Genomic DNA, 26,477 nt, shown 5'->3' on the forward strand with positions numbered 1-26,477 from the left:
TTTTCAGGTTAGGCGGGGTGGGCGCCGTGGACGGGGGTGTCGAGGACGAAGTCCTGGCGGTGGGTGCGGCCGGCGGTGAGGAGGACGCGGGCCACGGCGGGGGTGTGGCCTCGGGCGAGGAGGAGGACGGTGACGAAGTCCTCCGGGAGGCCGGCGGCGGCGTAGCGGCCCTCGTCGTCGGTGCGGGTGCGCATGAGCTGGTGGCCGCCGGTGGCGAGGACGGTGACCAGGGCGTCGGTGACGGGGTCGCCGGACGTGGTGCGGACGGTGCCGACGAGGCCGGGGATCACGTCGCCGAAGTGCTCGTGGTGGGCGGGGCTGACGGCGTGCGGGACGGGGGCCTCGAAGGTGGGGTCCTCGACCATCTCCTCTTCGGCGGTGGCGCCGGCTTCGGCCTGGGCGGCCTTGCGGCGCTGGAGGTAGGCGCCGACGCCGATGAGGACGAACCCGGCGGCGGCCCAGCCGCACAGGACGAGGGTGGGGCGCAGCAGGCCCTCGTTGTCGAAGTAGAAGATGCCGTGCAGGGCGTCCAGGAGGTTGCCGAGGGGCATGACGGGGTGCAGGGCGCGGAAGAAGCCGGGGACGAGCTGGTACGGGATGGCGCCGCCGCTCGACGGGATCGAGAGCAGCACGAACAGGGTGATCGCGACGCCGGGGATGAACTGGCGGACGAACGGGACGAGGCCGTAGCTGAACTGGGCGACCGCCTGGGTGATGAGGAAGCCGTAGGCGATGGCGAGGGGGTCGTTGGGGACGACGTCCATGGCCAGGGCGATGTAGAAGCCGACGACGGCCATGAACGCGCCCATGCCGGCGAGGGTGAGTACCTTGGCGCGGCGGCTGAGGGTGACGGCGCGCATCAGCATCATGACGGCGATGTAGGGCGCGATGTTCCAGGCCATGGACAGGTAGAACAGGCCGGTGCCGGTGACGTCGCCCTTGGCGGTGGGGACGAGTTCGACGGTCCGGATGGTCTGCCCGCCTTGCTTCGCGACGGCGGTGAAGGTGCTGGTGGCGGCCTGTTCGAGGAAGGTGCCGTCGGCTTTGGCGATGTAGAGGGTGGCCTGGGCGGGTCCTTCGACGGTGTAGGCGGCGACGGCCTGGCGGGTGAGGATCTTCTTGCGGGCGGCGGACGCGTCCTTGACGGGGATGACCTCGAACGCGCCGGGCGCCTTCTGGTCGAGCGCGGGGCCGAGCCGCTGCGCGACCGCCGGCGGGGCCACCGCGACGCGGACGTCGTGCGGCGACGGGGAGTGGAACGGCAGCATGTAGCAGATCAGGAAGCCGAAGAAGAACAGCAGCGGGAACCAGAGGCTTCCGGCGAGCGACATGAGCAGGTTCGGCTCGTCCTCGGGGTCGTCGGTCACGCGCGGGGACCTTTCTGGACGGATCGGGCGCCGTGCGGGCGGTGCGGCGGCGCGGCGCTGGCATCATGTGCCGGGAGATCGCGGCGGAGGGAGCGGCGGGCGGGATGGCGGGCGAGCCCAAGGAGGTCCTGCGGAACGGTCGCGTTCTGCTGGACGCCGCCCATGCCCTGATCACCGATCATCGGCGCGCGGTCGCGGAGGTGCACGAGGCGCTGGGGCCGCTGCGGGCGGAGGCGGCGCGCGGGCAGCTGGCGGAGATCCCGGTCGCGCGGCTGAAGGACGTGACGGACGGACGGCTGCGCCTGACGCCGCTGGAGCAGGCCGGGCTGACGAGCGTCCTGGACGTGCTGGACGCGACGCAGTACCGGCTGCAGCTGATCCCGGGCGTAGGGCCGCAGACGGCGGCGCAGATCCGGGCGGCGGCGGGGAGCCTGGCGGAGGCGGCGGAGCGGGCGGCGGGGATCCGGATCGACGCCGGGCGGCGGGATCCGGCGACGTCCGCGCTGGTGGTGGCGCTGCACCGGCTCGTGAACGCGGGCCCGGACCTGCCCCGCGCCCGCAAGGCGGCCGACGAGCTGGACGAGCGGCTGAGCCCGCTGGTACACGACGCGCTGCCCGCGGCGTCGTGGTGGCGGCGCGTCTTCGCGGGCCCGGCGCGCCGGGAACGCGCGCGCGGCGCGCTCGCGGAGCTGGCGGACGCGGTCGAGCGGGCCCGGGACGCGCACCTGATGATCGCGCAGGCGTCGGTGGACCTGCTGCGTCCGGGCGTGTCGGCGGACGAGGCGTGGATCGACTACGAGCTGCGCGGGTCGGACTACCAGACGCTGCTGGCGGAGCTGGCCGCCGTCGGCCCCGAGCGGGCGGCGGCGGAGGGGTACCTGCCGGACGATCTCGCCGCGCGGGTCAAGGCGCAGCCGCTGGACGAGACGTACCGGCGGGTGTCGCTGCGCGGCTACCAGTCGTTCGGGGCGCGGTTCGCGCTCGTCCAGCGGCGGGTGATCCTCGGCGACGAGATGGGGCTGGGGAAGACGGTCCAGGCGATCGCGGCGATCGCGCATCTGCGCGCGGAGGGCGCGACGCACTTCCTGGTGGCGTGCCCGGCCAGCGTGATGATCAACTGGGTGCGGGAGATCGAGGACCGCAGCCGGCTGGCGGCGCATCCGCTGCACGGGCCGGGGCGGGCGGCGGCGCTGGCGGCCTGGGCGGACGCGGGCGGCATCGCGGTGACCACGCTCGACACGCTGCACGCGCTGGACGTCCCGGACGGGGTCCCCGTCGCGATGGTCGTGGTGGACGAGGCGCACTACGCGAAGAACCCGGAGACGCGGCGGGCGAAGGCGGTGGCCGCGTGGTGCGCGCGGGTCGAGCGGGTGCTGTTCCTCACCGGGACGCCGATGGAGAACCGCGTCGAGGAGTTCCGCAGCCTGGTCGGGCACCTGCGGCCGGACCTCGTCCCGTCGATCAGGCCGAGCGACGCGGCGGTGGGGCCGCGGGCGTTCCGGCAGGCGGTCGCGCCCGCGTACCTGCGCCGCAACCAGCGCGACGTCCTGGTGGAGCTGCCCGAGGTACAGGAGATCGAGGAGTGGGAGGAGTTCAGCGCCGCGGACGAGGCCGCCTACCGGCGCGCCGTCGCGGACGGCAACTTCATGGCCATGCGGCGCGCCGCGTACGCCGATCCGAAGCGGTCGGCGAAGCTGGCCCGGCTCACCGAGCTGGTCGACGAGGCGGACCGCAACGGGCTGAAGGTCGTGGTGTTCTCCTACTTCCGGGACGTGCTCGCGGCCGTCGAGCTCATGGTCGGCCCGGCGGCGCGCGGGCCGATCTCCGGTTCGATGCCGGCGGCGCGGCGCCAGCAGCTCGTGGACGACTTCACGGCCGAGCCGGGGCACGCGGTGCTGCTGGCGCAGATCCAGGCGGGCGGCGTCGGCCTGAACCTGCAGGCCGCCTCCGTCGTGATCATCTGCGAGCCGCAGGTGAAACCGACCATGGAGGAGCAGGCGATCGCCCGCGCGCACCGCATGGGGCAGGCCCGGACCGTCCAGGTCCACCGGCTGCTCACCCCGCGCGGGGTGGACGAGCGGATGCTGCGGATCCTGCGGGGAAAGGCCCGGTTGTTCGACGAGTACGCGCGCCGCAGCGATCTCGCGGAGCGCACGCCGGACGCGGTGGACGTCTCCGAGCAGGCGCTGGCGCGGCAGATCGTCCAGGAGGAGCAGGAGCGGCTCGGCACCGCGCCGTGAGCGCGCGGCACGGCGCCGTGAGGGCGGGAAGAAGCATCGTGCCCGGCGTGTTCGGGCAGGCGGGCCCGGTACGGGCCGCCGAGGATCGGAGGGGATGACATGGCCGAGGTCAGGGTGGAGCGCACCGAGGACGGTTTCCAGGCCGTCAACGGGCGGGGCGCCCGCGTCGCCATCGGGGACGGGGACACCGAGGGGGCGTTCACGCCGGTCGAGCTGCTGCTGGCGGCGCTCGGCGGCTGCGAGCTGGTGACCGTGGAGCCGCTGACGGCCCAGCGCGGCCACCGGATGGCGCGGCTCGCCGCGACCGTCCAGGCCGACAAGGTCGAGACCAGCAAGCTCGGCACGATCACCGTCACCTACGACGTCGAGCTGCCCGAAGGCGACGACAAGGCCGAGGACGTCCTGAAGGCGGTGGCGAAGCGCGTCCACGACCGGTACTGCACGGTCGGGAACGCGCTGAAGGAGCCGATGAAGGTCGACCAGATCGTCTGACCCCGCCTCGGCCGGCACCGGGTCAGTCACACGTCGCGCCGTCCGCCGGGAGCAGGCCGTCCAGCAGGTAGGAGTCGACGACGCGGCGGACGCAGGCGTCGCCGGTGTCGTACGCGCCGTGCCCCTCCCCCTTGAGGGTGAGGAGCGCGGCGCGGCCGCCGAGCGACCTCACCAGCGCGGACGCCCACGCGTACGGGGTGGCGGGGTCGCCGGTGTTGCCGACGACCAGGACCGGCGCGGCGGACGGCGCGGACACCTCGCGCGCCGCGTCGTCGCCCTTCACCGGCCAGCCCGTGCACTGCAGCAGCCCCCACGCCATCGACGGCCCGAACACCGGCGACGCCTTGCGGAACCTCGGCATGAGCCGGCGGACGTCCGCGACGGTGTAGCGGTCGGTGCCGTCCGCGCAGGTGATCGCGGTGTTCGCGGCCGTCAGGTTGTCGTAGGTGCCGTCGTTCTTGCGGCCGTTCTGCAGGTCGGCGAGCATCAGCAGGAGCGTCCCGTCGTGGCGTTTGACGGCGTCCACGAGGCCCTGCGCGAGGTAGGGCCATGCCTGCTTGGTGTAGAGGGCCGCGGCGGCGCCCGTGTCGCCGAGGCTCTGGGTGAGCCGGCGGCCCCCGGACGTCTTGAGCGGCTTGCGGTCGAGGCCGGCGAGGATCTTCCCGGTGGCGGCCGCGACGGACTCGCCGTCGCCGCCGAGCGGGCACGCCTTCGCGCCGAGCCGCGCGCAGGCCGCGCCGAAGTCGAGCAGCGCGTGCTGGAACCCGGCGGCCTGCTGGAGGCCGAGGTCCGCGGTGGTCAGCCGCGTGTCGACGGCCCCGTCCAGCACGGCGCGGCCGACGTTTCCGGGGAACTGGTGCGCGTAGTTGCCGCCGAGCCAGGTGCCGTAGGAGATCCCGAAGTAGTTGAGCTTCGGGTCGCCGACCGCGGCGCGGATCGCGTCCAGGTCGCGGGCGGCGCTGAGCGTCCCGACGTGCGGCAGCAGGCGCCCCGACGCCGCCTCGCACGCCTTGGCGTAGGACGCGCGGCGCGCGAGGTAGGCGGTCTCCTCGGCGGAGGTGTCGGGCGTGTCGTCCTCGGCGGTGATCTGGTCCATCGTCCGGTCGTTCACGCAGGTGACCGGGGAGCTGCGGCCGACGCCGCGCGGGTCGAAGCCGATCAGGTCGTAGCGGGCGTTGAGGGTCGTGTACTCGGACGCGGCCTGCGCGAGGGTGTCGACGCCGTCGCCGCCGGGCCCGCCGAAGTTGAACAGCAGCGACCCGATCCGGTGGCCCGGGCCCGTCGCGGGGATCTTCACCAGCGCGAGGCCGATCGTCCCTGAGGACGGGTCGGCGTAGTCCAGGGGGACTTTCAGGGTCGCGCACCGGTAGCGGGACTGCGAGGTGCCGGGTTCCGGGGCCGGCAGGCCGGTGCAGCGCTTCCACTCCGCCGCCGGGACGGTCCCGCCGGCACCGGCCCCATCATCGGTGCCGGTCCCGTCGGTGCCGGTCCCGTCGGTGCCGGTTTCGTGGGTACTGGTCCCGTCCGTGCCGGTCCCGCCCGTGATGGTCGCGGCCGCGTTGACGGCCGCCGCCCGGCCCGGGCGGTCCGTCCACCCGGAGCACGAGATCAGTCCGAAAGCGGCCAGCGTGGCCGTGCTTGCCGTCGCAATGCCGGGTATGGACCCGATCGAGGCCATTCGTCCCCCTGCTCGTTCGTGGGGGGCCGAACGTGATCTACCCATGGCCTCCTATGCTGATTCCTGATCAAGTTCACAGGCTCCAAACGGAGGCAGGACCCCGGCACCCCGGGGCCCCTCCCCCGAAAGTCCGGATGCCGCGTCAGGGTCGTACTACTCAGGTCTGAGACGAAGACCATTCGCGGCGGTGATCTCAAAAGGGGGCCGCGAGGCAAAGATAGGTAGCATGGCTCATTCCGCCCCCCCAGCAGCGCACCGAGGCCGGTCCGGCACCGGCCGTGGTGAGCCGCGAAGCAGCGCCGCGACGAAGCGGCCCCGGGTGCTCACGGCGCCGCCGGTGTGGCGCGAGCTGCTCCTGCTCGTGCTCTTCTACACGGGCTATACGCTCACGCGCATCGTCCTGGTTCAGGACGGCACCGGCCCGGCGTTCACGCACGCCTACCAGATCCTGCACGCGGAGAAGCTGCTGGGCCTGGACGTGGAGCTGGGCCTGAACAAGACGCTGATCAACGTGCCGTGGCTGGCCCGCACCGCCAACATGTTCTACGCCACCATGCACTTCATCCTGACGGCGCTGGTCGTCGTCTGGCTGTACCGGTACCGGCCGCGGGAGTACCGCTGGCTGCGCACCGGCATCATGGCGGCGACCGCGCTGGCCCTGATCGGCTTCTGGCTCTACCCCCTCGCGCCGCCGCGGTTCCTGCACAGCGCCGGGTTCGTCGACCCGGTCACCGCGCTGCACTCCTTCGGGCTGTACTCCAGCGACGCGTCCGGCAGCCTCACCAACCAGTACGCGGCGATGCCGTCGATGCACGCCGGCTGGGCGCTGTGGTGCGGGTTCGTGCTGGTCAAGTTCGTCTCGCAGCGCTGGGCGAAGGTCCTCGGGGTGATCTACCCGGCCACCACCGTGTTCGTGATCCTGTCGACCGCCAACCACTACGTGCTGGACGCCGTCGTCGGGATGGCGCTGATCGGCGGGTCGCTCGGGGTCGCCTGGCTGCTCTACACCCGCTGCCCGCAGCCCGTCATCGACCTGCGGGACCGGGCCGTCCAGCGGATCCGGCACCCGCACGGCGGCGGCGCCGCCCGCCGCGCCGACCCGGCCGCGGGATCACGCTGCTGACCCTGCCCGGCCGGGCGCCGGGCGGGATCACCCGCGCCCGCTGATCAGGCCTCGGCGCCGTAGAAGACCCGGTCCACCACGGCGCGGGCGCGGCGGGCGTGCCGGCGGTAGTCCTCCAGCAGGTCCCCCGTCCCCGGGTAGCCGAGGACGCGGGTGACGGCGGTGCGCTCCCGGTGGTGGTCGGTCGGCAGCAGGTCCGACGCCCGGCCCCGCACCAGCATGAGCGAGCCGCGGATCCGGGTCGCCAGGCACCACGCGTCCGTCAGCACCTCCGCGTCGCCAGGGTCGAGCAGCCCGGCCTCCGCCGCCGCCTCCAGCGCCGCGAGGGTCCGGGTGGTGCGCAGCGCCGGGACGTCGTGCGCGTGCCGCATCTGCAGCAGCTGCGCGACCCACTCCACGTCCGACAGGCCGCCCGGTCCGAGCTTGATGTGCAGCCGGCGGTCGACGCCGCGCGGCAGCCGCTCGGACTCCATCCGCGCCTTCAGCCTCCTGATCTGCCGCAGCGCGTCGTCGCCGACGCCGTCCTCCGGCCAGCGGATCGGGTCGATCAGCGCGCGGAACCGCTCGCACAGCCCCGGGTCGCCGATGACGGGGTCGGCGCGCAGCAGCGCCTGCGCCTCCCACGGCTGCGACCAGCGCCGGTAGTACGCCGCGTACGAGGCGAGGGTGCGGACGAGCGGCCCCTGCCGCCCCTCCGGCCGCAGGTTCGGGTCGATCTCCAGCGGCGGGTCGGGGGCGGGCAGCGCGAGCAGCCGGCGCAGCTCCTCGGCGACGGCGTGCGCCGCGCGGCCCGCGGCCCGCTCGTCGGCGCCGGGGTGCGGGTCGTGGACGAACATCACGTCGGCGTCGCTGCCGTAGCCGAGCTCGTGGCCGCCGAACCGGCCCATGGCGACCACCGCCACCCGGGTCGGCAGCGGCTCCCGCGCCTCCATCTCGATCTTGGTGACGGCGGCGCGGAGCGCGGCCTCGATCGTGACGGCGGCGATGTCGGTGAGGGCCTCCCCGACCGTCTCCACCTCGGCGAGCCCGAGCAGGTCGGCGACCGACACGCGGAACAGCTCGCGGCGGCGCAGCCCGCGCACGACCGCGACCGCCTCCTCCGCGGGCCCGCCGCCCTCGGCGTGCCTCCGGACCGCCGCGAGCATCTCGGCCCGCAGCGCCTCCAGCGGGCGGGGCGCCAGCCCGTCGGTGGCGCCGAGCAGCGCCACCGCCTCCGGGGCGCGCAGCAGCAGGTCGGTGGCGTACCGGCTGGACCCGAGCACCCACGCCATCCGCTCGGCGACCGTCACCTCGTCGCGCAGCAGCCGCAGGTACCAGGGCGTGGTCCCGAGCGCGTCGCTGACCTGCCGGAACCCCAGCAGCCCGGCGTCCGGGTCGGGCGCGTCGGCGAACCAGCCGAGCATCACCGGCAGCAGCGTCCGCTGGATCGCCGCGCGCCGCGACACGCCGGAGGTCAGCGCCTCGATGTGCCGCAGGGCGCCCGCCGGGTCGGCGTAGCCGAGCGCCTCCAGCCGAGCGCGGGCGGCCTCGGGGGTGAGCCGGGCCTCCTCCCCGGGGAGCCGCGCGACGGCGCGCAGCAGCGGCCGGTAGAACAGCTTCTCGTGGATGCGGCGGACCTCGCGGGCGTGCCGCCGCCACAGCGCGGTGAACTCGCCGACTGGGTCGGTGCGCAGCCCGAGGGCCCGGCCGAGCCGCCGCAGGTCCGCCTCGTCGTCCGGGACGAGATGGGTGCGGCGCAGGTGGTGCAGCTGGATCAGGTGCTCGACGCGCCGCAGGAACCGGTACGCCGACGTCAGCGCCGCCGCGTCGTCGCGCCCGACGTAGCCGCCCTGCGACAGCTCGGCGAGGGCGTCCAGGGTGTTCGGGCTGCGCAGCGTGTCGTCGGCGCGGCCGTGCACGAGCTGCAGCAGCTGCACCGCGAACTCGACGTCGCGCAGCCCGCCGGGGCCGAGCTTCAGCTGCCGCTCGGAGTCGCCGGTGCGGCGGTCCAGGTCCTTCTCGACGCGGCGCCGCATGTCCTGGACGTCCTGGACGAAGCTCTCGCCCTCGGCGGCCTCCCACACGATCGGGGTGATCGCGTCCATGTACCGGGCGCCGAGCCCGGCGTCCCCGGCGACGGGCCGGGCCTTCAGCAGCGCCTGGAACTCCCAGGTCTTGGCCCACCGCTCGTAGTAGGCGCGGTGGCTGGCGAGGGTCCGCACCAGCGGGCCCGCCTTGCCCTCGGGACGCAGCGCCGCGTCCACGTCCCAGAGGGCGCCCTCCTCCGTCGAGGCCGAGCACGCCCGCATCATCGCCGAGGCCAGCCGGGTCGCGGTGCGCAGCGCGGCGTCCTCGTCCTCGCCCTCGCGGGCCTCCGCCACGAAGATCACATCGACGTCGCTGACGTAGTTCAGCTCCCGGCCGCCGCACTTGCCCATGCCGATCACCGCGAGACGGCAGGCGGCGTGCCCGCCGACCTCCGCGCGGGCGACCGCGAGGCCCGCCTCCAGCGCGGCGGCGGCGAGGTCGGCCAGCTCGGCGGCGACCTCGGCGACGTCCGCGGCGCCGATCAGGTCGCGGCCCGCCAGCGACAGCAGCCGCGCCCGGTACGCGGCGCGCAGCGCGACGAGCGTCTCCGTGCCCGCGCCGGACGCCACCGGGTCCTCGGCGGACGGGTCGGCGCCCACCGCCTCCAGCAGCGCCGCGCGCAGCGCCCCCGCGGACGGGCGGCGCGGTGCGTCCGGCTCGTCCGGCTCGCCGGGCGCGCCGTCGTCGCGCAGCACCCGCCAGTGCCCGGGATGCCGGACGAGGTGGTCGCCGAGGGCGTCGCTGACCCCGAGGACGGCGGCGATCCGCTCCCGCGTGCCCGGTTCGGCGCGCAGCGCGGCGCGCAGGTCCGTCCCGGCGCCGCGCTCGTCCGCCGACGCCAGCACCCGCAGCAGCCCGCTCAGCGCGAGATCGGGGTCGGCGGTGCCGCCGAGGGCGTCGAGGAGATCGTCACCGATCCCCGCGCCGGCGTCCCGCTCGGCCTCCGCCAGCAGCCGCTCGGCGTGCCCGGCGTCGGTGAAACCGAGCCGCGCCAGCCGGCCGGCGAGGGAGGGACGGCGACGATCGGTGGTCCACGGCTCGCTCACGTTCCAACCGTATTCCGGTCAGAGCACCGCCAGCAGCCTCTTGCGCTCGAACTCGGTGACCTGCCGCCGGTAGTCCTCCCATTCCTGGCGCTTGTTGCGCAGGAAGAAGTCGAACACGTGCTCGCCGAGGACGTCCGCCATCAGCTCGCTGCGCTCCATCGCGCGGACGGCCTCGTCCAGGTTCTGCGGCAGCGGCTCGATGCCGAGCGCGCGCCGCTCCGCCGGGGTGAGCGCCCACACGTCGTCCTCGGCGCCCTGCGGCAGCTCGTAGCCCTCCTCGATGCCCTTGAGGCCGGCGCCGAGGATCGCCGCGAACGCCAGGTAGGGGTTGGCGGCGGTGTCCAGCGACCGGAACTCGATGCGGGTCGAGTGGCCCTTGTGCGGCTTGTACATCGGCACCCGGACGAGCGCCGACCGGTTGTTGTGGCCCCAGCAGATGTAGGACGGGGCCTCTCCCCCGGCGCCCGCCGCGGACCCGACGTTGCCCCACAGCCGCTTGTAGGAGTTGACCCACTGGTTGCACACCGCGGTGATCTCCGCGGAGTGCCGCAGCACGCCCGCGATGAACGCGCGGCCGACCTTGGACAGCTTGAACTCCGCGCCCGGCTCGTAGAACGCGTTCCGGTCGCCCTCGAACAGCGACATGTGGGTGTGCATGCCGGAGCCGGGGTGCTCGGTGAACGGCTTCGGCATGAACGTGGCGTGCACGCCCTGGTCGAGCGCGACCTCCTTCATCACCAGCCGGAACGTCATGATGTTGTCGGCGGTGGTGAGCGCGTCGGCGTACCGCAGGTCGATCTCCTGCTGGCCGGGGGCGCCCTCGTGGTGGCTGAACTCCACCGAGATGCCCATGGACTCCAGCATCATGATCGCGTTGCGCCGGAAGTCGTGGGCCGCGCTGTGCGGGGTGTGGTCGAAGTACCCGCCCGCGTCCGCCGGGTCGGGCTCGCGGCCGTCCTCCGGCTTGTCGTTGAGCAGGAAGAACTCGATCTCGGGATGGGTGTAGAAGGTGAACCCGAGGTCGGCGGCGCGCGCCAGCGCCCGCTTGAGCACGTAGCGCGGGTCGGCGAAACTCGGCGTGCCGTCCGGCATCAGGATGTCGCAGAACATCCGGCCGACGCCGGGCGACTCCGAGCGCCACGGCAGCACCTGGAACGTGGACGGGTCCGGTTTGGCGATCATGTCGGCCTCGTACACGCGGGCGAAGCCCTCGATCGCCGACCCGTCGAACCCGATGCCCTCGCCGAAGGCGCCCTCCAGTTCGGCGGGCGCCACGGCCACCGACTTCAGGAACCCGAGCACGTCGGTGAACCACAGCCGGATGAAGCGGATGTCGCGCTCCTCCAGCGTGCGGAGCACGAACTCCTGCTGACGGTCCAAAGCCTTCTCCCTCGGTGACGCGGTGCCGGCCGCACTTGTCCGGCCCGACCTGCAGTATGCCCGGACGCTGTTACCGCGACGTTACGCGTTCGCCCCGTCAGAACCGAACTTATCCGACGGACCGGAACCTTCTACCCGCGCGGCCGCCGGATCGAGCACCCGGGACAGGAAGGCGCGGGTCCGCTCGTGCTCCGGATCGGCGATCACCCGGGACGGCGGGCCCTCCTCGACGACGACGCCGCCGTCCATGAAGACGACCCGGTCGGCGACCTCGCGCGCGAACGACATCTCGTGGGTGACGACGAGCATGGTCATCCCGGTCTCGGCGAGGCCGCGCATGACGCCGAGCACGTCGCCGACGAGCTCGGGGTCCAGCGCGGACGTCGGCTCGTCGAACAGCATCACCTCGGGGCCCATCGCGAGCGCGCGGGCGATCGCCACGCGCTGCTGCTGCCCGCCGGACAGCTTGGCGGGGTAGGCGTCCACCTTGTCGGCGAGCCCGACCCGCTCCAGGTTCTCCCGGGCGATCCGCTCGGCCTCCGCCCTGTCCCGCTTCAGCACCTTGCGCTGCGCGATCGTGACGTTGCCGAGCGCGGTCAGGTGCGGGAACAGGTTGAACGACTGGAACACCATGCCGATCCGGCGGCGCACCGCGTCGATGTCGACGTCGGGGTCGGTGACCTCCACGCCGCCGACCCGGACCGTCCCCGCGGTCGGCTCCTCCAGCAGGTTCACGCAGCGCAGCAGCGTCGACTTGCCCGACCCGGACGGGCCGATGACGCACACCACCTCGCCGCGCTCGACGTGGAAGTCGATGCCGCGCAGCACCTCGTTCGCGCCGAACGACTTGCGCAGCCCGCCGATCTCGACGGCCCGGCCGGCGCCGGGCGTGTCCAACGTGGTCATCGCTGCTCCCTGCGCTGCCGCGCCTCCAGCCGCCTGGCCAGCAGGCTCAGCGGGATCGTGATGATCAGATAGCAGATGCCCGCCACGATGATCGGCGTGGTGTTGCCCTGCTGGCCGGCGAGGTCCCGGCCGAACTTGGTGAGCTCGCGCTGCTCCAGCGTGATGCCGAGGAACAGCACCAGCGAGGAGTCCTTGCACAGCAGCACCAGCTCGTTGGTGAGCGGCGGGATGATGATCCGGAACGCCTGCGGCAGGATGATCGACCGCATCGCCCGGCCCTGCGACATGCCGAGCGAGCGCGCCGCCTCCAGCTGCCCCCGCGGGACGGCCTCGATGCCGGCCCGGATCGTCTCGGCCATGTACGCGGCGGCGGCCAGCCCGAGCGCGAGGCCCGCCTGCCCGACCGCGCCGCCCGGGATGGTCGTGCCGGGGAACGCCAGCGGTACGCCGACGCCGACGAAGATGAAGATCAGCAGCAGCGGCAGGCCGCGGAACATCTCGATGTAGGCCGTCGCGAACCAGCGGTACGGCAGCACGGGCGACAGCCGCATCAGCGCGATGACCAGGCCCAGCACCAGCCCGATGCCGAACCCGACCGCCGTGTAGAGGGCGGTGTTGCGCAGCCCGACGGTGATGATGTCGGGGAACAGGCCCTTGGCGACCTGCCAGTTGGCGAAGTTCGTGTGCAGCTGGCGCCAGTTCGCGAGCGCGCCGATCAGCACGACGATGACGACGAACAGCCCGTACTGGCCGCCGAGCGACAGCCGCCGGCGGCTCCGGCGGGACAGCCCGCCGGAGCGCGCCGGGAGGGCCGCCTCGTCCGCGGTCACGACGGCTTACCGGCGGCGGCCGGCATTGGACCGATCCACTTCTCGTAGATCTTCTTGTAGGTGCCGTCCTGCTTCGCCTGCTCGATCGCCTGGTTCGTCAGCTCGACGAGCTTCTTGTTGTGGTCCTTGCGGATCCAGAACCCGTACTGCTCGCCGGTGTTGAGGTTCGCGACGATCTCGTACTTGGCGTTCGCCGGGTCCTTCAGCCAGCCCTTCACGACCGGGTCGTCCTGCACGATCACGTCCACCTGGCCGGTGCGCAGGCCGTCCAGCTCGGCGTTGGAGTTGTCGAACGAGGACGGGTCGAACCCCTTGCCCTTGACGAAGTCCTCGCCCGTGGTGCCCGCCTGCGAGCCGAGCTTCAGCTTCCTGGACTTCACGTCCTCCAGGCTCGTGATGCCGCTGCCCTTCTTCGCCATCAGCGACTGCGTGGCGTCGAAGTACGGCTCGCTGACGTCCATGAACTTCACCCGGTCGGGCTTGATCGTCATGCCGCCCATGACGATGTCGCACTTGCCGGCGTTCAGCGCCGCGCCCGTCTTCATCGTCTCGAACGGGGTGTCGACGACCTTCTGCGTGACGCCGAGCTTCTTGGCGACGAGGTCGATCATGTCGACGTCGAAGCCGACCACCTTGCCGCCCTGCTCCACCTGGAACGGCGGGTAGGGCAGGTGCGTGCACGACGTCAGCGCGCCCTTCTTGATCAGCTTGACGCCCTGCACGGTCGCGCCGTCGCTGCCGCCGCACGCCGAAGCGGTCAGCGCCAGGGCGGCGACGCCCGCGCCCAGTGCCCAACGCCTGGTCCGTCTGGACACGATTCCTCCTGAGTCGAGCTCTTCGCGATCACCGAACTATGCCATGCCGGCCCGGGCGCACGGCATACCCCACGCTGACCCTGCGCGCCCGGCGTTTCCCGAGAATTGACGTTGCGATCATGGTCCGCCCGGACGTTGATCATTAGCGTGGGCCGTGTCGTGGACATCTCTCTTCTTCTCTCGATGACCGACCGGGCCGCCGCGCTGGCCGCCCCGTCGGCCATGCACCCGGAGTCCTGGCAGCTGGGCGCGCAGGTGGAGGCCTGGGCGCGCGGCCGCGGCCTGGTGCTCGGAGATCCGGACACCTCGCCGCTCGGCCGCGCCCGCTGCGAGCGACTGGCCGCCCGCGTCTTCCCGGACGCGGACCTGGCCGCCGTCGACCTGTTCGCGCGCTGGCTCACCTGGGCGCTCGCGCTGGACGACACCCTCGACCATCCGCCGCTCTCCGACAGCGGCAGCGCCGTGCACGCCCTGTACGACGACCTGCTCCGCGCGATGCGCCGCGGCCACGCCCGGCCCGGCGCCCGCCCGCTGGAGTCCGCGCTGGTCGAGCTCTGGCAGGCCACGTCCAAGGGCATGAGCCGGGACTGGCGGCGCCGGTTCATCCTGCAGCTGGAGGCGCACCGCGACGGCTGCGCGGAGGAGGCCGTCAACCGGCGCATCCGGCACGTCCCGACGCCGGTGGAGTTCCCGGCGCTGCGCCGCCGGGCCTGCGGCCCGTTCCTGTACGACCTCGTCGAGCCGGTGCTCGGCGTCGAGCTGCCGGCGCGGCTGCTGCGCACGCCCCGCTGGCTGACGGTCGCCGAGAGCGTCGCCGACGTCGTCGCCTGGTCCAACGACCTCGCCTCGCACGAGATGGAGACCGCCCGCGGCGACGTGCACGGGCTGCCCGCCGTCCTCGCGTCCGCGCACCGGCTCGCCCCGGAGCAGGCGGCCGCCATGGTCACCGACAAGATCGCGGCGCGGCTGGACCAGGCGTGGAAGGCGGCCCGCCGGCTGCCGGAGATGCTCGACCGGCTGCAGCTGACGGTCGCGCAGCGCGCCGCCGCCGCGCAGGTCGTCAAGGTCCTGCTGGACACCCCGCGCGCCCACATGGACTGGCTCGCCGAATCCGGCCGCTACGAGTCCGCCGCCCCCGCCCAGCTCCGCCTGGACGCTCTTTCTGATTGCAGAGCCCTTGGCGTCGGGCGCTAGGGCGCCCTCCTTCGGCGGGCCCTGCGGCGATCGCTGCATCGCTCCGGCTCACCCGGGGGCTCGCTGCGCGATCGGATTCTCGCTTCGCTCGAATCCGGCTTCGCTCGCGATCGCAACGCTCGGGTCGCCGTGGGGCCAGGGTCAAAGAGCTGTGCGACCGGCACTGTCGGCGAGGGTGTCGCCGGTGGGGGTGCGGGCGTAGAGGACGCGGCGGCCCAGGCGATGGCCGGTGACGAGGCCGCAGGCGCGCAGGACGCCGAGGTGCTGGCTGACCGCGCCCGCCGTCACGCCCATCCGGGCGGCCAGCTCCGTCGTGGACGCGGGCGTGGCGAGCGCCGTGAGCAGCTCGGCGCGGCGGCGGCCGATCAGCGCGGCGAGCGCGCGCGGGCCCCCGCCCTGGTCGCGGCCGGTCTCCCACAGCGTCGCGACGCCGGTCGGCGGGTAGCTGAGCATCGGCTGGTAGGGCGGCACCATCACCGACACGTTCGGCCACACGAACGCGCTCGGGACGAGCAGCAGGCCGCGGCCGAGCAGCTCGCCGCGGAAGTCCCACCGCCGGTCGATCATCAGGGTCCCCGCGCGCCAGGAGACGTCCTGGTGCAGGTCGCCGAACACCCCGGCGGTGCCGTGCGCCGCGAGCGCGCGGGTGCGGCGCAGGACGTCCCCTTCGAGGAGGTCGCGCAGCCGCGGCCAGTACGGTTCGACGGCGGCGGCCCAGTACCGCTCCAGCAGGCCGGCGAGGGTCTCCAGGGTCCGTTCGGGCTCGGCGGCCATCGCGAGGCGCTCGGGCCCGGCCCGGCCGCCGCGCTCGGTCCACAGCAGCTCGGCGGCGACGACCTCGGGCGGCGTGCTCCGGACGACCTCCAGCTCGGCGTCCAGGTCGGGCAGCGGCGTGTCCGGCGGCGGGGTGAGGAAGTCGGGGATGTACCCCCATGACGGGACGGCCGCCAGCAGCGGCCCCATGTCGAGGCCGCGCAGCCGGGGCCGGACGCCGTGCACCCACGGCAGGTGCAGGGCGTGCCCCGACGGGTCGGTGAGCACCCGCAGGCTGCGCACCAGCTCCCACAGCGGCGAGAACGCGAACCGGACGCGGGCGGCGTCGTCCGGCGCGAACACGAACTCGATCACGGCACGACCTCGGTCATTTAGCCCAGACTAAATCAGTGCCGCGGTCCGCGGCGTTCCCGGACCATCGTGCAAGTGACCACATTGGACGACACTCCTGTCGGTCCCCCGCCGGGGCGGATCGCGGCGTTCCTGCGGCCGCGGGTCGGCGGTCTCCCCCGGACGTTCTGGGTGCTGTGGGCGGGCACCCTGCTCAACCGGCTCGGCACGATGGTCGAGCCGTTCCTCGGCCTGTACCTGACCACCGCGCGGGGCCTGTCGCTCGGGCAGGCGGGCGCCGTGATGGCGGTGCTCGGCGCCGGCTCGTTCGGCGGGCAGCTCGCGGGCGGCGCGCTCGCCGACCGGCTCGGCCGGCGCGCGACGCTGACCGGCGCGACGGTCGGCACCGGCGCGGCGATGCTGGCGCTCGGCTACGCGCACGGGATCGTGACGATCATCGTGGCGGCGCTCGTCCTCGGCCTGCTCCTCGACATGTACCGGCCCGCGGCCCAGGCGATGGTCGCCGACATCATCTCCCCGGCGGAGCGGCCGCGCGCGTTCGGGCTGCTGTTCTGGGCGGTGAACCTCGGCTGGGCGTTCTCGATGGTGCTCGGCGGCACCCTCGCCCGCGAGGGGTTCCAGCTGCTGTTCTGGATCGACGCCGCCACCTGCGCGGCGTTCGGGCTGCTGGTGTGGCGCGCCGTCCCGGAGACCCGGGTGCGCGGCGCCGGCCGGGACGGCGACGGGCCGGGCGGGTTCGTCCAGGTGCTGCGCGACCGGGTCATGGTCGGCTACGCGACGGTCATGCTGTGCTACACGTTCGTGCTGATGCAGGGCATGACCACGATGCCGCTCGCGATGCGGGAGGCCGGGCTCGGGCCGCAGGACTACGGCATCGCGATCGCCGCCAACGGCGTGCTGATCATCATCGTGCAGCCGCTGGTCAACGCGTGGCTGAGCCGCCGCGACCACAGCCTGGTCATGGTCGCCGGGTTCGTGCTGGTCGGCGCCGGCTACGGGCTGACCGCGCTCGCGTCCTCCACGGCCGGCTTCACCGCGACGATCCTCGTCTGGACGCTCGGCGAGATCACCGCCGCGTCCGTGCTGCAGGCCGTCGTCGCCGACCTCGCGCCGCCGCACCTGCGCGGCCGCTACAGCGGCCTGTACGGGATGGCGTGGTCGGGCGGGTTCCTGCTGGCGCCGCTCGGCGGCACCCAGCTGCTCGGCGCCGGCGGTCCGGCGCTGCTCTGGCTGAGCTGCACGGGCCTGGCACTCGGCGCCGCCGCCGGGCAGCTCGCGCTCGCGCCGGCGATCCGCAGGCGGCGCGCCGCAGTGATCGACCCCACCTTTTCGTCATAGTGACGAGACTGCGTGCGCCGAACTAGGCTGGGGCCGTGGCACAGCTCAGGATCGCGCTCGCGCAGGTGAACCCGACCGTCGGCGACCTCGACGGCAACGCCGACCTGATCGTCGACTGGGCCGCCCGCGCCGCCGGCGCGGGCGCCCACCTGGTCGCGTTCCCCGAGATGATGCTGACCGGATACCCGGTCGAGGACCTCGCCCTGCGCGCCTCCTTCGTCGAGGCGTCCCGCCGCGCCCTGGAACGCGTCGCCGCCCGGCTCGCCGCCGAGGGCCTCGGCGACCTCCCCGTCGTCACCGGCCACCTCGACCGCCCGCCCGTCGGCCTCGTCCGCGCCGGGCAGCCGTCCGGCCTGCCGCTGAACGCCGCCGCCTGGCTGCACGGCGGCGAGGTCCTCGTCCGGACCGCCAAGCACCACCTCCCCAACTACGGGGTGTTCGACGAGTACCGCGTCTTCGTCCGCGGCGACCGGCTCCCCGTCGTCCGCGTCCACGGCGTTGACGTCGCCACCGCCATCTGCGAGGACCTCTGGCAGGACGGCGGCCCCGTCAGCGTCGCCGGAGAGGCGGGCGCCGGGCTCCTGCTCGTCCTCAACGCCTCCCCCTACGAACGCAACAAGGACGACGTCCGCCTCGACCTGTGCTCCGCGCGCGCCCGCGAGGCCGGCTGCGCCCTCGCCTACGTCAACACGGTCGGCGGCCAGGACGAGCTCGTCTTCGACGGCGACTCCGTCATCGTCGGCGCGGACGGCTCCCTGCTCGCCCGCGCGCCCCAGTTCGTCGAGCACCTCCTCGTCGCCGACCTCGCGCTGCCCGCCGCCGACCCCGCCGCCGGGCCCGGCCGCACCCCGGCCGACGCCCGCGACGGCACCACCATCACCATCGACCGGCTCGCGCTGTCCGCCGACCCGGTGCCCGCCTACCCCGTCGCACCGCAGACCGTCGCCGAGCCCCTCGACGACCTCGCGGAGATCTACGCCGCGCTCGTCCTCGGCACCCGCGACTACGTCCGCAAGAACGGCTTCCGCTCGGTCATCCTCGGGCTGTCCGGCGGCATCGACTCCGCGCTCGTCGCCACCATCGCCTCCGACGCCCTCGGCCCGGAGAACGTGCACGCCGTCCTGCTGCCGAGCCGCTACTCCTCCGAGGGCTCCGTCACCGACGCCGAGGAGCTCGTGAAGCGCCAGGGGATCGGCTCCCGGATCGTCCCGATCGCCGGGATGGTCGAGGCGTTCGAGGCCGAGCTGGACCTGCACGGCCTCGCCGCCGAGAACCTCCAGGCCCGCATCCGCGCGAACGTCTGGATGGGGCTGTCGAACGAGCACGGCCACCTCGTCCTCACCGGCGGCAACAAGAGCGAGCTGGCGACCGGCTACTCCACCCTCTACGGCGACTCCGCGGGCGGCTTCGGCCCCATCAAGGACGTCTTCAAGACCACCGTGTGGGACCTCGCCCGCTGGCGCAACACGCAGGCGGGCGTCGACCTGCCGTTCCTGCACCCGTTCGCGCAGGAGCCGATCCCGCAGGTGATCATCGACAAGGAGCCGTCCGCGGAGCTGCGGCCCGGCCAGCGCGACAGCGACAGCCTGCCCGACTACGCCGTCCTCGACCCGCTCCTCGCCGACTACGTCGAGCACGACCTCGGCCGCGACGCGCTCGTCGCCGCCGGCCACGACCCCGCCCTCGTCGACCGCGTCATCCGCCTCGTCGACCTCGCCGAGTACAAGCGCCGCCAGTACCCGCCCGGCCCCAAGATCACCCCGAAGAACTTCGGCCGCGACCGCCGCCTCCCCATCACCACCCGCTGGCGCGAGCAGTAGCCCTGCCTTCCCAGGGGGGCGACCCCCTGGAACCCCCGTCACGACCGGCAGGCCGTTTCCCGCTCCGCTGGAGCTCCGCGCGAAACGGCCTGCCGGTCGACGGGCGGGCCCGCTCCGCTCGCTGCACTCGCTCCGCGTGCCCGCCCGCGACCGGTGGCCGGGGTTCGCCCCGCCGGGGCTCGGTCGCCCCTCACCCGCGTCGCGCGCCCGCGCATGGGGTTCGAGCGGCGTGGGCGGGGGTTACTCCCGGTGGTGTGATTCGCCGGGCCAGCTGGAGTCGAGGTCGACCGGGTCGGGGTCGATGCCGGGGACGATCTGCTCGCACCAGACGACCTTGCCGGCGGCGGTGCGGCGGGTGCCCCAGCGGTGCGCGAGCTGGCTGACGACGAGGAGGCCGCGGCCGTTCTCGTCGTCGTCCTCCGCGCGGCGCAGCCGGGGCAGCGCGGCGGACCGGTCCAGAACCTCGCACACGAGGGTGCGCTCGAAGAGCAGGCGCAGCTCGATCGGGCCGGGGGCGTAGCGCAGCGCGTTCGTGATGAACTCGGACGCGAGGAGCTCGGTGGTGTAGTCGAGCTCGTCCAGGCCCCACTCCGCCAGCCGGGTGCGGACGAGGCCGCGGGCGCGCCGGACGGCGGCGGGGTCGGCGGGCAGCGTCCAGGAGACGAACCGGTCCTCGGGGATGCGGCGCAGCCGGGCGATGAGGACGGCGATGTCGTCGCGGTGCTGGTCGGCGTAGACGCCGGCGAGGGTGGCCTTGGCGAGGTCCTCCATCGGGCGGTCGGCGGCGCCGGGGCCGAAGATGCCCTTGAGGCGGGCGAGGCCGTCGTCGATGTCGCGGCCGCGGTTCTCGACGAGGCCGTCGGTGTAGATGACGAAGAGGCTGCCGTCCTCGACGGTGAACTCGCGGCTCTCGATGGCGGCGCCGCCGGCGACGCCGAGCGGCGGCGCGGGCGGGACGGTCAGGTACTCGTTGTCGCCGGACGGGCTCGCCAGCAGCGGCGGCAGGTGCCCGGCGGAGGCGATCTCGATGGTGCCGGTGGTGGCGTCGTAGACCGCGTACACGCAGGTGGCGAAGTGCGGTTCCTGCTCGCCGAGCTCGATCATCAGCTCGTGCATGACGTGCAGGGCGTCGGCGGGCGGCAGTTCGAGGTTCGCGAGGGTGTGCAGGGCGGTGCGCAGCCGGCCCATGGTGACGGCGGCGCGGACGCCGTGCCCGGCGACGTCGCCGACGATGAGGGCGACGCGGGCGCCGGGCAGCGCGATCGACTCGTACCAGTCGCCGCCGACCTCGACGAGCTTGCTGCCGGGCAGGTAGCGGTGCCGGACCTCGACCGAGGACGGCGCGGACAGCCGCAGCGGCAGCAGGCTGCGCTGCAGCGCGAGCGCGGTGGAGCGCTCGCGGCTGAACTGCCGGGCGTTGTCGATGACGATGGCGGCGCGGGCGGCGAACTCCATGCCGATCTCGACGTCGTAGGCGTCGAACTTGCGGAAGCCGGGGATGCGGGTGCAGGCGATGAAGCCGAGCAGGGTGTCGCGGGCGATCATCGGCAGCAGCACCATGGAGACGCCGCTGAGCAGGTCGCCGGCGGGGCGGCGGCGCCATTTGGCGCCGATGTCGCCGGCGGCGTCGGCGTCGATGTGCGGCAGGTGGACGGGCTGGGCCGTCTCCATCACCTGCCGGTAGGGGGTGCCCTCAGGGAAGACGAGGACCTCGCCGACGGGGAACGTGGCGCCCCAGGCGGGGTTGCCGTCGTCGGAGGTGACGGCGATGCGGCGCAGCACGGCCGCGCCGGACTCGCTGTGCACCTCGTCGGCGGCGACGAGGCTCTCCAGCACGAGCACGGACGCGGCGTTGCAGTAGTGCGGGACGACGACGTCGACGAGGCCGCGCGCGGACTGGTCGAGGTCGAGGGACGCGCCGAACCGGGTGAGCTGGTCGTCCATGAGGGCGCGGCGCATGAGCGCCGGGTCCTGGTAGCGCTCGCTGGGCGGCAGCGGCACCCGCACGTACAGCAGGCCGGCGGGGCCGGTGCCGGTCTCGCCGCCGAGCATCGGCTGGGCGGTGACGACCGCGTCCGGGGAGGGGCCGCCGTCGCCGCGCGGGACGGCGAGCACGGCGGTGCGCTCCTGCCCGGCGGCCAGGGCCTCCAGCAGCGTCTCGAGCTCGGCCTTGGCCTCGTCGGCGACGAGGTCGGCGGCCGGGCGGCCGATCAGCTCCTGCGGGGCGCGGCCGATGACGGCCGCGCTGTTGGGTCCGCACTGGACGATCCGCCGTCCCCCGTCGATGCCCAGGACCAGGGTCCGGGACGCCGAATCGGTGGCGGGCGCATCGCCTCGCGGCGCCATGACGGATCTCACCTGACGCGCTCCAGACAGCCGGTCGTCTTAGCACTACCCAGCGACAGTATGGGGCATGACGCGTGATCGGCGGGAGAAGATCACGGTTACCGCGCCGAAAAGCGTGCGGTATGCGGGTTCCCGGGCGATATCTCCCGAGGGCAGGGCCCTCCGCGGCGCCCGCCGGCGCCGCCGGATCCGGTCAGGACGGGCCCCGGTCCCGGTCAGGACGGGGCCCCGATCCCGGTCAGGAGGAGGTCCACGACGGTCTCCGCGTAGCCCTCCGGGAAGGTCTCCTGCGGGGTCTTGGTGGACAGCGACCCGGTCAGCATCGAGATGCCCGCCTCGATGTCGAGGTCGGCGCGCAGCTCCCCCGTCTCGACGCCGCGCCGCAGCACCTCGCGGATGACGGCGCGGCGCGGCTCGATGACGTCCTGCTTGTAGCGGGCGTACAGCTCGGGGTACTTCTCCGCGCCGCCGACCACGTTCCAGAAGCAGCGCGAGTACCGCTTCTTGCGTTCGGCGGCGAAGGTCCGCGCGATCTCCAGGAGGTCCTCGCGGGCGGACGCGCCGGACGGCGCGGGCAGCTCGCCCTTCGCCGCGCCGAGCGCGCCCACGATCAGCGCCTCCTTGCTGGGCCAGCGCCGGTAGATCGTCGTCTTGCCGACGCCGGCCCGGGCGGCGACCGCCTCGATGGAGACGCCGGCCACCCCGGACTCCGCGGCGAGCAGGTCGAGGGTGGCCTCGATGATGGCCTTCTCGGCCCGCTCGCTGCGCGGACGTCCCGGGGCGCGGTTGGTCGTCGTGTCGTTCATGGCATGCTCACGTTCTCACACGCGGGCCTTCTCCGGTTCCGGAGCCGCCTGCTCCGCCTGCCCGGCCTCGGCCGGGGCGGCGGCGCGTCCGGGCATCCACTTCAGCACGACCAGGGCGCCGAGGAAGGACACGACGGCCGCGGCGATCGACGCGGTGTGCATGGCGTGCACGAACGCGGTGTCGGCGGGGCCGATCAGGCCGTGGCCGGCGGTGCCCATCCGGGCGGCGACGGCGTGCGCGCCCTCGATGGACTCGCCGGCGGCCTGCCGGGCGCCGGCGGGCAGCGCGGCGAGCCGGTCGTGCAGGTCGCCGCGGTAGACGGACGCGACGACGGAGCCGAGGACGGCGACGCCCATCGCGACCGCGACCTGCCGGGCGACGTTGTTGACGGCCGATCCGGCGCCGGCCTTCTCGCGCGGCAGCGCGGACATGACCGACTCGGTGGCGGGCGGCATCACGTTGGCCATCCCGGCGCCCTGCACGAAGAAGATCACGCCGAGGATCCACATCGGGGTGTCGGTGCCGACGAACTGGTAGCTCGCCAGCGCGACGGTGACCAGCAGCAGCCCGGACGTGCAGACGGCCTTGGCGCCGAACCGGCGGACCATGCCCGCGCTGCGCGGCGAGAAGATCAGCTGCGCGGCCGCGAAGGGCAGCACCATCGCGCCGGACTCCAGCGCGCTGAGCCCCCGCACGGACTGCATGTAGAAGCTGGTGAAGAAGAACACGCCGGTGGCGGCGAAGAAGCACAGCGCGATGGACGCGACGGCGGCCGACATGCGGGCGTCCTTGAACAGCCGGACGTCGAAGGCGGGCGAGGCGGTACGGGCCTCGTGCCAGACGAACAGGGCGAGGACGGCGAGCCCGGCGAGGATCGGGCCGAGCGTGCCCAGGGTCAGCCATTCGCCCTTGTCGCCGCCCTGGATGATGCCGTACGACACCACGACCAGGCCGACGACCGACAGCAGGACGCCGATCGGGTCGAGCCGTCCGGGGTTCGGGTTGCGCGACTCGGGCACCAGGAAGGCGATCAGCGTGACGCCGGCGACGATGACCGGCACGTTGATGAGGAAGACCGAGCCCCACCAGAAGTGGGCGAGCAGCAGGCCGCCGGTGAGCGGGCCGATGGCGACGCCGAGGCCGACGGCGCCGGCCCAGATGCCGATGGCGCGGGCGCGCTCGTGCGGCTCGAAGACGTTGGAGATGATCGACAGCGTCTGCGGCATGATCGCGGCGCCGCCGAGGCCCATCAGGGCGCGGGCGTAGACGAGCTGGTCGGGCGACTGGGCGTACGCCGACGCCAGCGAGGCGAGGGCGAACACGGCCATGCCGCCCATCAGCACGCGCTTGCGGCCGATCCGGTCGCCGATCACCCCGAAGGTGAACAGCAGCCCGGCGAAGACCAGCGTGTAGGAGTTGATCGACCACTCGAGCTGGCTCTGGGTGGCGCCGAGGCCCTTCTCGGGGTCGGCGATGGTCTTGAGCGCGACGTTGAGGATGGTGTTGTCGAGCACCACCACCAGCAGGCTCACGGTCAGCACGCCGAGGATGTACCACCGGCGCCGCTGGACGGTCTGGGAGTCCACAGCGCTCCTTGGATCGTGGACGGAGGGAATGCGATACGGGTACGTCTCGTTTCGTAAGGAGCGTACGCCGCCCTACACCGATACGCAACCGTAGCGTTTCGTAATTTGTTCCGGCCGGCGCCCGGAAGATCCGGGAATCTCGGGGGCTACCCGAATCGTTTTCGAAGTGGCACCATCGGATCCGTCTGGGTACGCCACCGTGGCGCCTCAAGACCGGAGGTTCTGCATGTCTTCATCTGTAGCGCCGCCCGCGCAGCCGACCGCACTCTACGGCGGTACCGGCGGGCGAAGGGTCACCGTACGCGACATCGCGGCCGCCAAGGAGCGGCACGAGAAGTGGCCGATGCTCACCGCCTACGACGCCCTCACCGCGCGGATCTTCGACGAGGCCGGCATCCCCGTGCTCCTCGTCGGCGACTCCGCCGCCATGGTCGTCTACGGCTACGACTCGACCATCCCGGTCACCGTCGACGACCTGATCCCGCTCGCCGCCGCCGTCGTCCGCGGCTCCAAGCGCGCCATGGTCGTCGCCGACCTGCCGTTCGGCTCATACCAGACCGGCGTCCCCGAGGCCCTCTCCGCCGCCACCCGGTTCCTCAAGGAGACCGGCGCGCACGCGATCAAGGTGGAGGGCGGCCGCCGCATCCTCCCGCAGGTCGAGGCGATGGTCTCCGCCGGCATCCCCGTGATGGGCCACCTCGGCCTCACCCCGCAGTCCGTCAACGTCTTCGGCGGCTACCGGGTGCAGGGCCGCGGCCAGGCCGGCGAGGAGCTGATGGCCGACGCCAAGGCGCTCGAGGCGTCCGGCGCGTTCTCCGTCGTCCTCGAGTGCGTCCCCGAGGACCTCGCCGCGCGCGTCACCTCGTCGCTGTCCATCCCGACGATCGGCATCGGCGGCGGCAACCAGACCGACGCGCAGGTGCTCGTCTGGCAGGACATGGCCGGCCTCACCCCGCACACCGCGAAGTTCGTCAAGAAGTTCGCCGACATCGGCACCGTGCTCGGCGACGCCGCGCGCAGCTACGCCGAAGAGGTCGTCAGCGGCGCCTACCCCGCCCCCGAGCACACCTACCACTGAGTTCGCCCGCCGACCGGCGAGGGCCGGGAGGGCGGCGGCTACTGGTCCGGGTTGGAGCGGACCAGCTCGCCGCCGTTCGCCCGGCCCTCGCCGGCCTGGCCGTTGCGCGGCGCCGGGACGGCGGGCGGAGCGCCCGCCATGATCTCGTCCCGCAGCGTGTCGACGGCGGAGCGCAGCACGTCCGGGCCCGCCACGTTCATCAGCAGCAGCCCCAGGTTGAGGGCCATCTGCCCGTCGGTCATCTCGCTGCCCGCGAGCGCGTCCACCGCCGTGCGCAGGTCCGCCTGGTCCTCGGCGGAGACGTTCTGCAGCAGCCCGAGGCAGTACGTCGGCAGCGCCAGCCTCGACTTGGCGAACGAGACCCCGCGCATGATCTCCCCCGCCTCCTGCGCGCGGGTCTTGGCCTGCATCCGGTCGACGCCCCGGTCCGCGGCGGCCAGCAGCGACGTCAGCAGCGTGCTCGGCCCGACCGCGACGTCCTCGTCCCCCACCCGGACGGTGAACACCGCGCTGCGGAACACCATCATCGAGCCGAGGCTCGCGACCAGCACCTGCGTCGCCGCGGCCACGTCCGGCGCCGCCACCCCGAACCGCCAGCCGAAGGTGTGCAGGAGCAGCAGCGACCCGGCGCCCGCGCCCCCGTTGATCAGCACGTAGGCCCAGGTGCTCGGCACCCGGACCAGCGTGGTGGGACGGTCCCGGTACCGGCTGACCAGCTCGGCGACGCCGACCAGGCAGCTCAGCGAGACCGTGACGAGGTATCCGACCATCCGGTCCCGATCACCGCCCGGTCAGCCGGACGACCTCGTCGATCTCCCGCTCGATCGAGACCAGCCCGCGGTCGCGCAGCCGCTCCACCGCGCCCGCCACCTCCAGCAGCCCGAGCCCGGTCGCGTGCCGGATCTCCGCCAGCGACAGCGGACCGTCCGCGGACCGCAGGTGGTCGAGCACCCGCCCGTACACGTCACCGCCGCCGGCCTCGCCCGCCTCGCCCGCGTCACCGCGCGCGTGCGGCGCCCCGGGGGCGTCCGGCGCGGCGGGCACCCCGGACCCGGCGGCCCGCCCCGGAGGGGCCAGGAACGTGCTCCACGGGTCCGCGGACCGGATCTGCCTCATCTTCACCTGCCCTGTCGCATGCCGATCATAGGCGGCGCCGGAGCCGGCGCGGCGGGACCGCCGCCACAGAACCCACGGCGGGCGCCGCCGTGCGCCGCGCCCGCCCGTCTCGTCCATGCCCCA

Annotated in this window: 20 protein-coding genes; 7 read left to right on the plus strand and 13 right to left on the minus strand. The window is 73.6% G+C overall.

Going from position 1 to position 26,477, the window contains the following annotated elements; genetic code table 11:
* Positions 1–8: 8 nt before the first annotated feature.
* A complete protein-coding gene (locus F9B16_RS53585) occupies positions 9–1,367 on the minus strand; it encodes a carboxypeptidase regulatory-like domain-containing protein (protein WP_264159702.1) in 1,359 nt (452 codons plus the stop codon).
* Between the two features lie 32 nt (positions 1,368–1,399).
* Between F9B16_RS53585 and F9B16_RS14310 the strand changes: the two genes are divergently transcribed.
* Both F9B16_RS14310 and F9B16_RS14315 read left to right on the plus strand, forming a co-directional pair.
* Positions 1,400–3,607: a DEAD/DEAH box helicase gene (locus F9B16_RS14310; protein WP_225991619.1), complete on the plus strand. Its 2,208-nt coding sequence runs from the start codon at positions 1,400–1,402 to the stop codon at positions 3,605–3,607.
* Between the two features lie 99 nt (positions 3,608–3,706).
* Positions 3,707–4,099: an OsmC family protein gene (locus F9B16_RS14315; protein WP_151540538.1), complete on the plus strand. Its 393-nt coding sequence runs from the start codon at positions 3,707–3,709 to the stop codon at positions 4,097–4,099.
* A 22-nt stretch (positions 4,100–4,121) separates the two neighbouring features.
* Here F9B16_RS14315 and F9B16_RS14320 read toward each other — a convergent pair whose 3' ends face one another.
* Positions 4,122–5,777, minus strand: a complete 1,656-nt coding sequence (locus tag F9B16_RS14320) for an alpha/beta hydrolase (protein ID WP_151540539.1) — start codon at positions 5,775–5,777, stop codon at positions 4,122–4,124.
* A 319-nt stretch (positions 5,778–6,096) separates the two neighbouring features.
* Here F9B16_RS14320 and F9B16_RS14325 point away from each other — a divergent pair, with 319 nt between their 5' ends.
* On the plus strand, positions 6,097–6,900 hold the full coding sequence (locus F9B16_RS14325) for a phosphatase PAP2 family protein (RefSeq protein WP_225991620.1): 804 nt from the start codon (positions 6,097–6,099) through the stop codon (positions 6,898–6,900).
* Positions 6,901–6,944: 44 nt separating this feature from the next.
* On the opposite strand, the gene F9B16_RS14330 is transcribed toward F9B16_RS14325, so the two are convergent.
* The 5 genes from F9B16_RS14330 to F9B16_RS14350 all read right to left on the minus strand — a co-directional run bounded on the left by F9B16_RS14330 (position 6,945) and on the right by F9B16_RS14350 (position 13,944).
* A complete protein-coding gene (locus F9B16_RS14330) occupies positions 6,945–10,013 on the minus strand; it encodes a bifunctional [glutamine synthetase] adenylyltransferase/[glutamine synthetase]-adenylyl-L-tyrosine phosphorylase (RefSeq protein WP_151540540.1) in 3,069 nt (1,022 codons plus the stop codon).
* A gap of 18 nt (positions 10,014–10,031) precedes the next feature.
* Complete coding sequence (locus tag F9B16_RS14335; RefSeq protein ID WP_151540541.1) at positions 10,032–11,393, minus strand: glutamine synthetase family protein; 1,362 nt, start codon at positions 11,391–11,393, stop codon at positions 10,032–10,034.
* Positions 11,394–11,474: 81 nt separating this feature from the next.
* A complete protein-coding gene (locus F9B16_RS14340; RefSeq protein WP_151540542.1) occupies positions 11,475–12,299 on the minus strand; it encodes an amino acid ABC transporter ATP-binding protein in 825 nt (274 codons plus the stop codon).
* Positions 12,296–13,129, minus strand: a complete 834-nt coding sequence (locus F9B16_RS14345; RefSeq protein WP_151540543.1) for an amino acid ABC transporter permease — start codon at positions 13,127–13,129, stop codon at positions 12,296–12,298. Before F9B16_RS14345 ends, F9B16_RS14340 begins: the two co-directional genes overlap by 4 nt.
* Entirely contained in the window at positions 13,126–13,944 is an 819-nt protein-coding gene (locus tag F9B16_RS14350) for a transporter substrate-binding domain-containing protein (protein ID WP_151540544.1), read from the minus strand. Before F9B16_RS14350 ends, F9B16_RS14345 begins: the two co-directional genes overlap by 4 nt.
* 183 nt (positions 13,945–14,127) lie before the next feature.
* Here F9B16_RS14350 and F9B16_RS14355 point away from each other — a divergent pair, with 183 nt between their 5' ends.
* Positions 14,128–15,138 carry a terpene synthase family protein gene (locus F9B16_RS14355; RefSeq protein ID WP_225991621.1) on the plus strand — a complete coding sequence of 337 codons (1,011 nt, stop codon included), beginning with the start codon at positions 14,128–14,130 and terminating at the stop codon, positions 15,136–15,138.
* A 141-nt stretch (positions 15,139–15,279) separates the two neighbouring features.
* Here the strand turns inward: F9B16_RS14355 and F9B16_RS14360 are convergent, their stop codons facing one another.
* Entirely contained in the window at positions 15,280–16,266 is a 987-nt protein-coding gene (locus F9B16_RS14360; protein WP_151540546.1) for an ArsR/SmtB family transcription factor, read from the minus strand.
* A gap of 72 nt (positions 16,267–16,338) precedes the next feature.
* On the opposite strand from F9B16_RS14360, the gene F9B16_RS14365 reads away from it, so the two are divergent.
* Both F9B16_RS14365 and F9B16_RS14370 read left to right on the plus strand, forming a co-directional pair.
* Positions 16,339–17,601: an MDR family MFS transporter gene (locus F9B16_RS14365; protein ID WP_318839233.1), complete on the plus strand. Its 1,263-nt coding sequence runs from the start codon at positions 16,339–16,341 to the stop codon at positions 17,599–17,601.
* 35 nt (positions 17,602–17,636) lie between these two features.
* Positions 17,637–19,421: an NAD+ synthase gene (locus F9B16_RS14370; protein WP_151540547.1), complete on the plus strand. Its 1,785-nt coding sequence runs from the start codon at positions 17,637–17,639 to the stop codon at positions 19,419–19,421.
* Between the two features lie 240 nt (positions 19,422–19,661).
* On the opposite strand, the gene F9B16_RS14375 is transcribed toward F9B16_RS14370, so the two are convergent.
* From F9B16_RS14375 to F9B16_RS14385, 3 genes are all read right to left on the minus strand, one after another.
* Entirely contained in the window at positions 19,662–21,767 is a 2,106-nt protein-coding gene (locus F9B16_RS14375) for a SpoIIE family protein phosphatase (RefSeq protein ID WP_151540548.1), read from the minus strand.
* A 215-nt stretch (positions 21,768–21,982) separates the two neighbouring features.
* A complete protein-coding gene (locus F9B16_RS14380; protein WP_151540549.1) occupies positions 21,983–22,573 on the minus strand; it encodes a TetR/AcrR family transcriptional regulator in 591 nt (196 codons plus the stop codon).
* Between the two features lie 15 nt (positions 22,574–22,588).
* Positions 22,589–24,160: an MFS transporter gene (locus F9B16_RS14385; protein WP_225991622.1), complete on the minus strand. Its 1,572-nt coding sequence runs from the start codon at positions 24,158–24,160 to the stop codon at positions 22,589–22,591.
* 226 nt (positions 24,161–24,386) lie between these two features.
* On the opposite strand from F9B16_RS14385, the gene panB reads away from it, so the two are divergent.
* The gene (gene panB, locus F9B16_RS14390) at positions 24,387–25,238 is read left to right on the plus strand and encodes a 3-methyl-2-oxobutanoate hydroxymethyltransferase (protein ID WP_151540550.1); all 852 of its coding nucleotides are present in this window, start codon (positions 24,387–24,389) and stop codon (positions 25,236–25,238) included.
* A 38-nt stretch (positions 25,239–25,276) separates the two neighbouring features.
* Here panB and F9B16_RS14395 read toward each other — a convergent pair whose 3' ends face one another.
* Together F9B16_RS14395 and F9B16_RS14400 are read right to left on the minus strand one after the other, a co-directional pair.
* A complete protein-coding gene (locus F9B16_RS14395; RefSeq protein ID WP_151540551.1) occupies positions 25,277–26,008 on the minus strand; it encodes a hypothetical protein in 732 nt (243 codons plus the stop codon).
* A gap of 10 nt (positions 26,009–26,018) precedes the next feature.
* Entirely contained in the window at positions 26,019–26,354 is a 336-nt protein-coding gene (locus F9B16_RS14400) for a hypothetical protein (protein WP_151540552.1), read from the minus strand.
* Positions 26,355–26,477 lie beyond the last annotated feature (123 nt).

It is taken from the genome of Actinomadura montaniterrae (assembly GCF_008923365.1).
Classification (GTDB): Bacteria; Actinomycetota; Actinomycetes; order Streptosporangiales; family Streptosporangiaceae; genus Spirillospora; species Spirillospora montaniterrae.

Coding starts and splice junctions, on each gene's coding strand:
- F9B16_RS14315 (WP_151540538.1), top strand. CDS start 3,707: ATGGCCGAGGTCAGGGTGGAGCGCACCGAGGACGGTTTCCAGGCCGTC.
- F9B16_RS14355 (WP_225991621.1), top strand. CDS start 14,128: ATGACCGACCGGGCCGCCGCGCTGGCCGCCCCGTCGGCCATGCACCCG.
- F9B16_RS14375 (WP_151540548.1), bottom strand. CDS start 21,767: ATGGCGCCGCGAGGCGATGCGCCCGCCACCGATTCGGCGTCCCGGACC.
- F9B16_RS14395 (WP_151540551.1), bottom strand. CDS start 26,008: ATGGTCGGATACCTCGTCACGGTCTCGCTGAGCTGCCTGGTCGGCGTC.
- F9B16_RS14380 (WP_151540549.1), bottom strand. CDS start 22,573: ATGAACGACACGACGACCAACCGCGCCCCGGGACGTCCGCGCAGCGAG.
- panB (WP_151540550.1), top strand. CDS start 24,387: ATGTCTTCATCTGTAGCGCCGCCCGCGCAGCCGACCGCACTCTACGGC.
- F9B16_RS14400 (WP_151540552.1), bottom strand. CDS start 26,354: ATGAGGCAGATCCGGTCCGCGGACCCGTGGAGCACGTTCCTGGCCCCT.
- F9B16_RS14340 (WP_151540542.1), bottom strand. CDS start 12,299: ATGACCACGTTGGACACGCCCGGCGCCGGCCGGGCCGTCGAGATCGGC.
- F9B16_RS14320 (WP_151540539.1), bottom strand. CDS start 5,777: ATGGCCTCGATCGGGTCCATACCCGGCATTGCGACGGCAAGCACGGCC.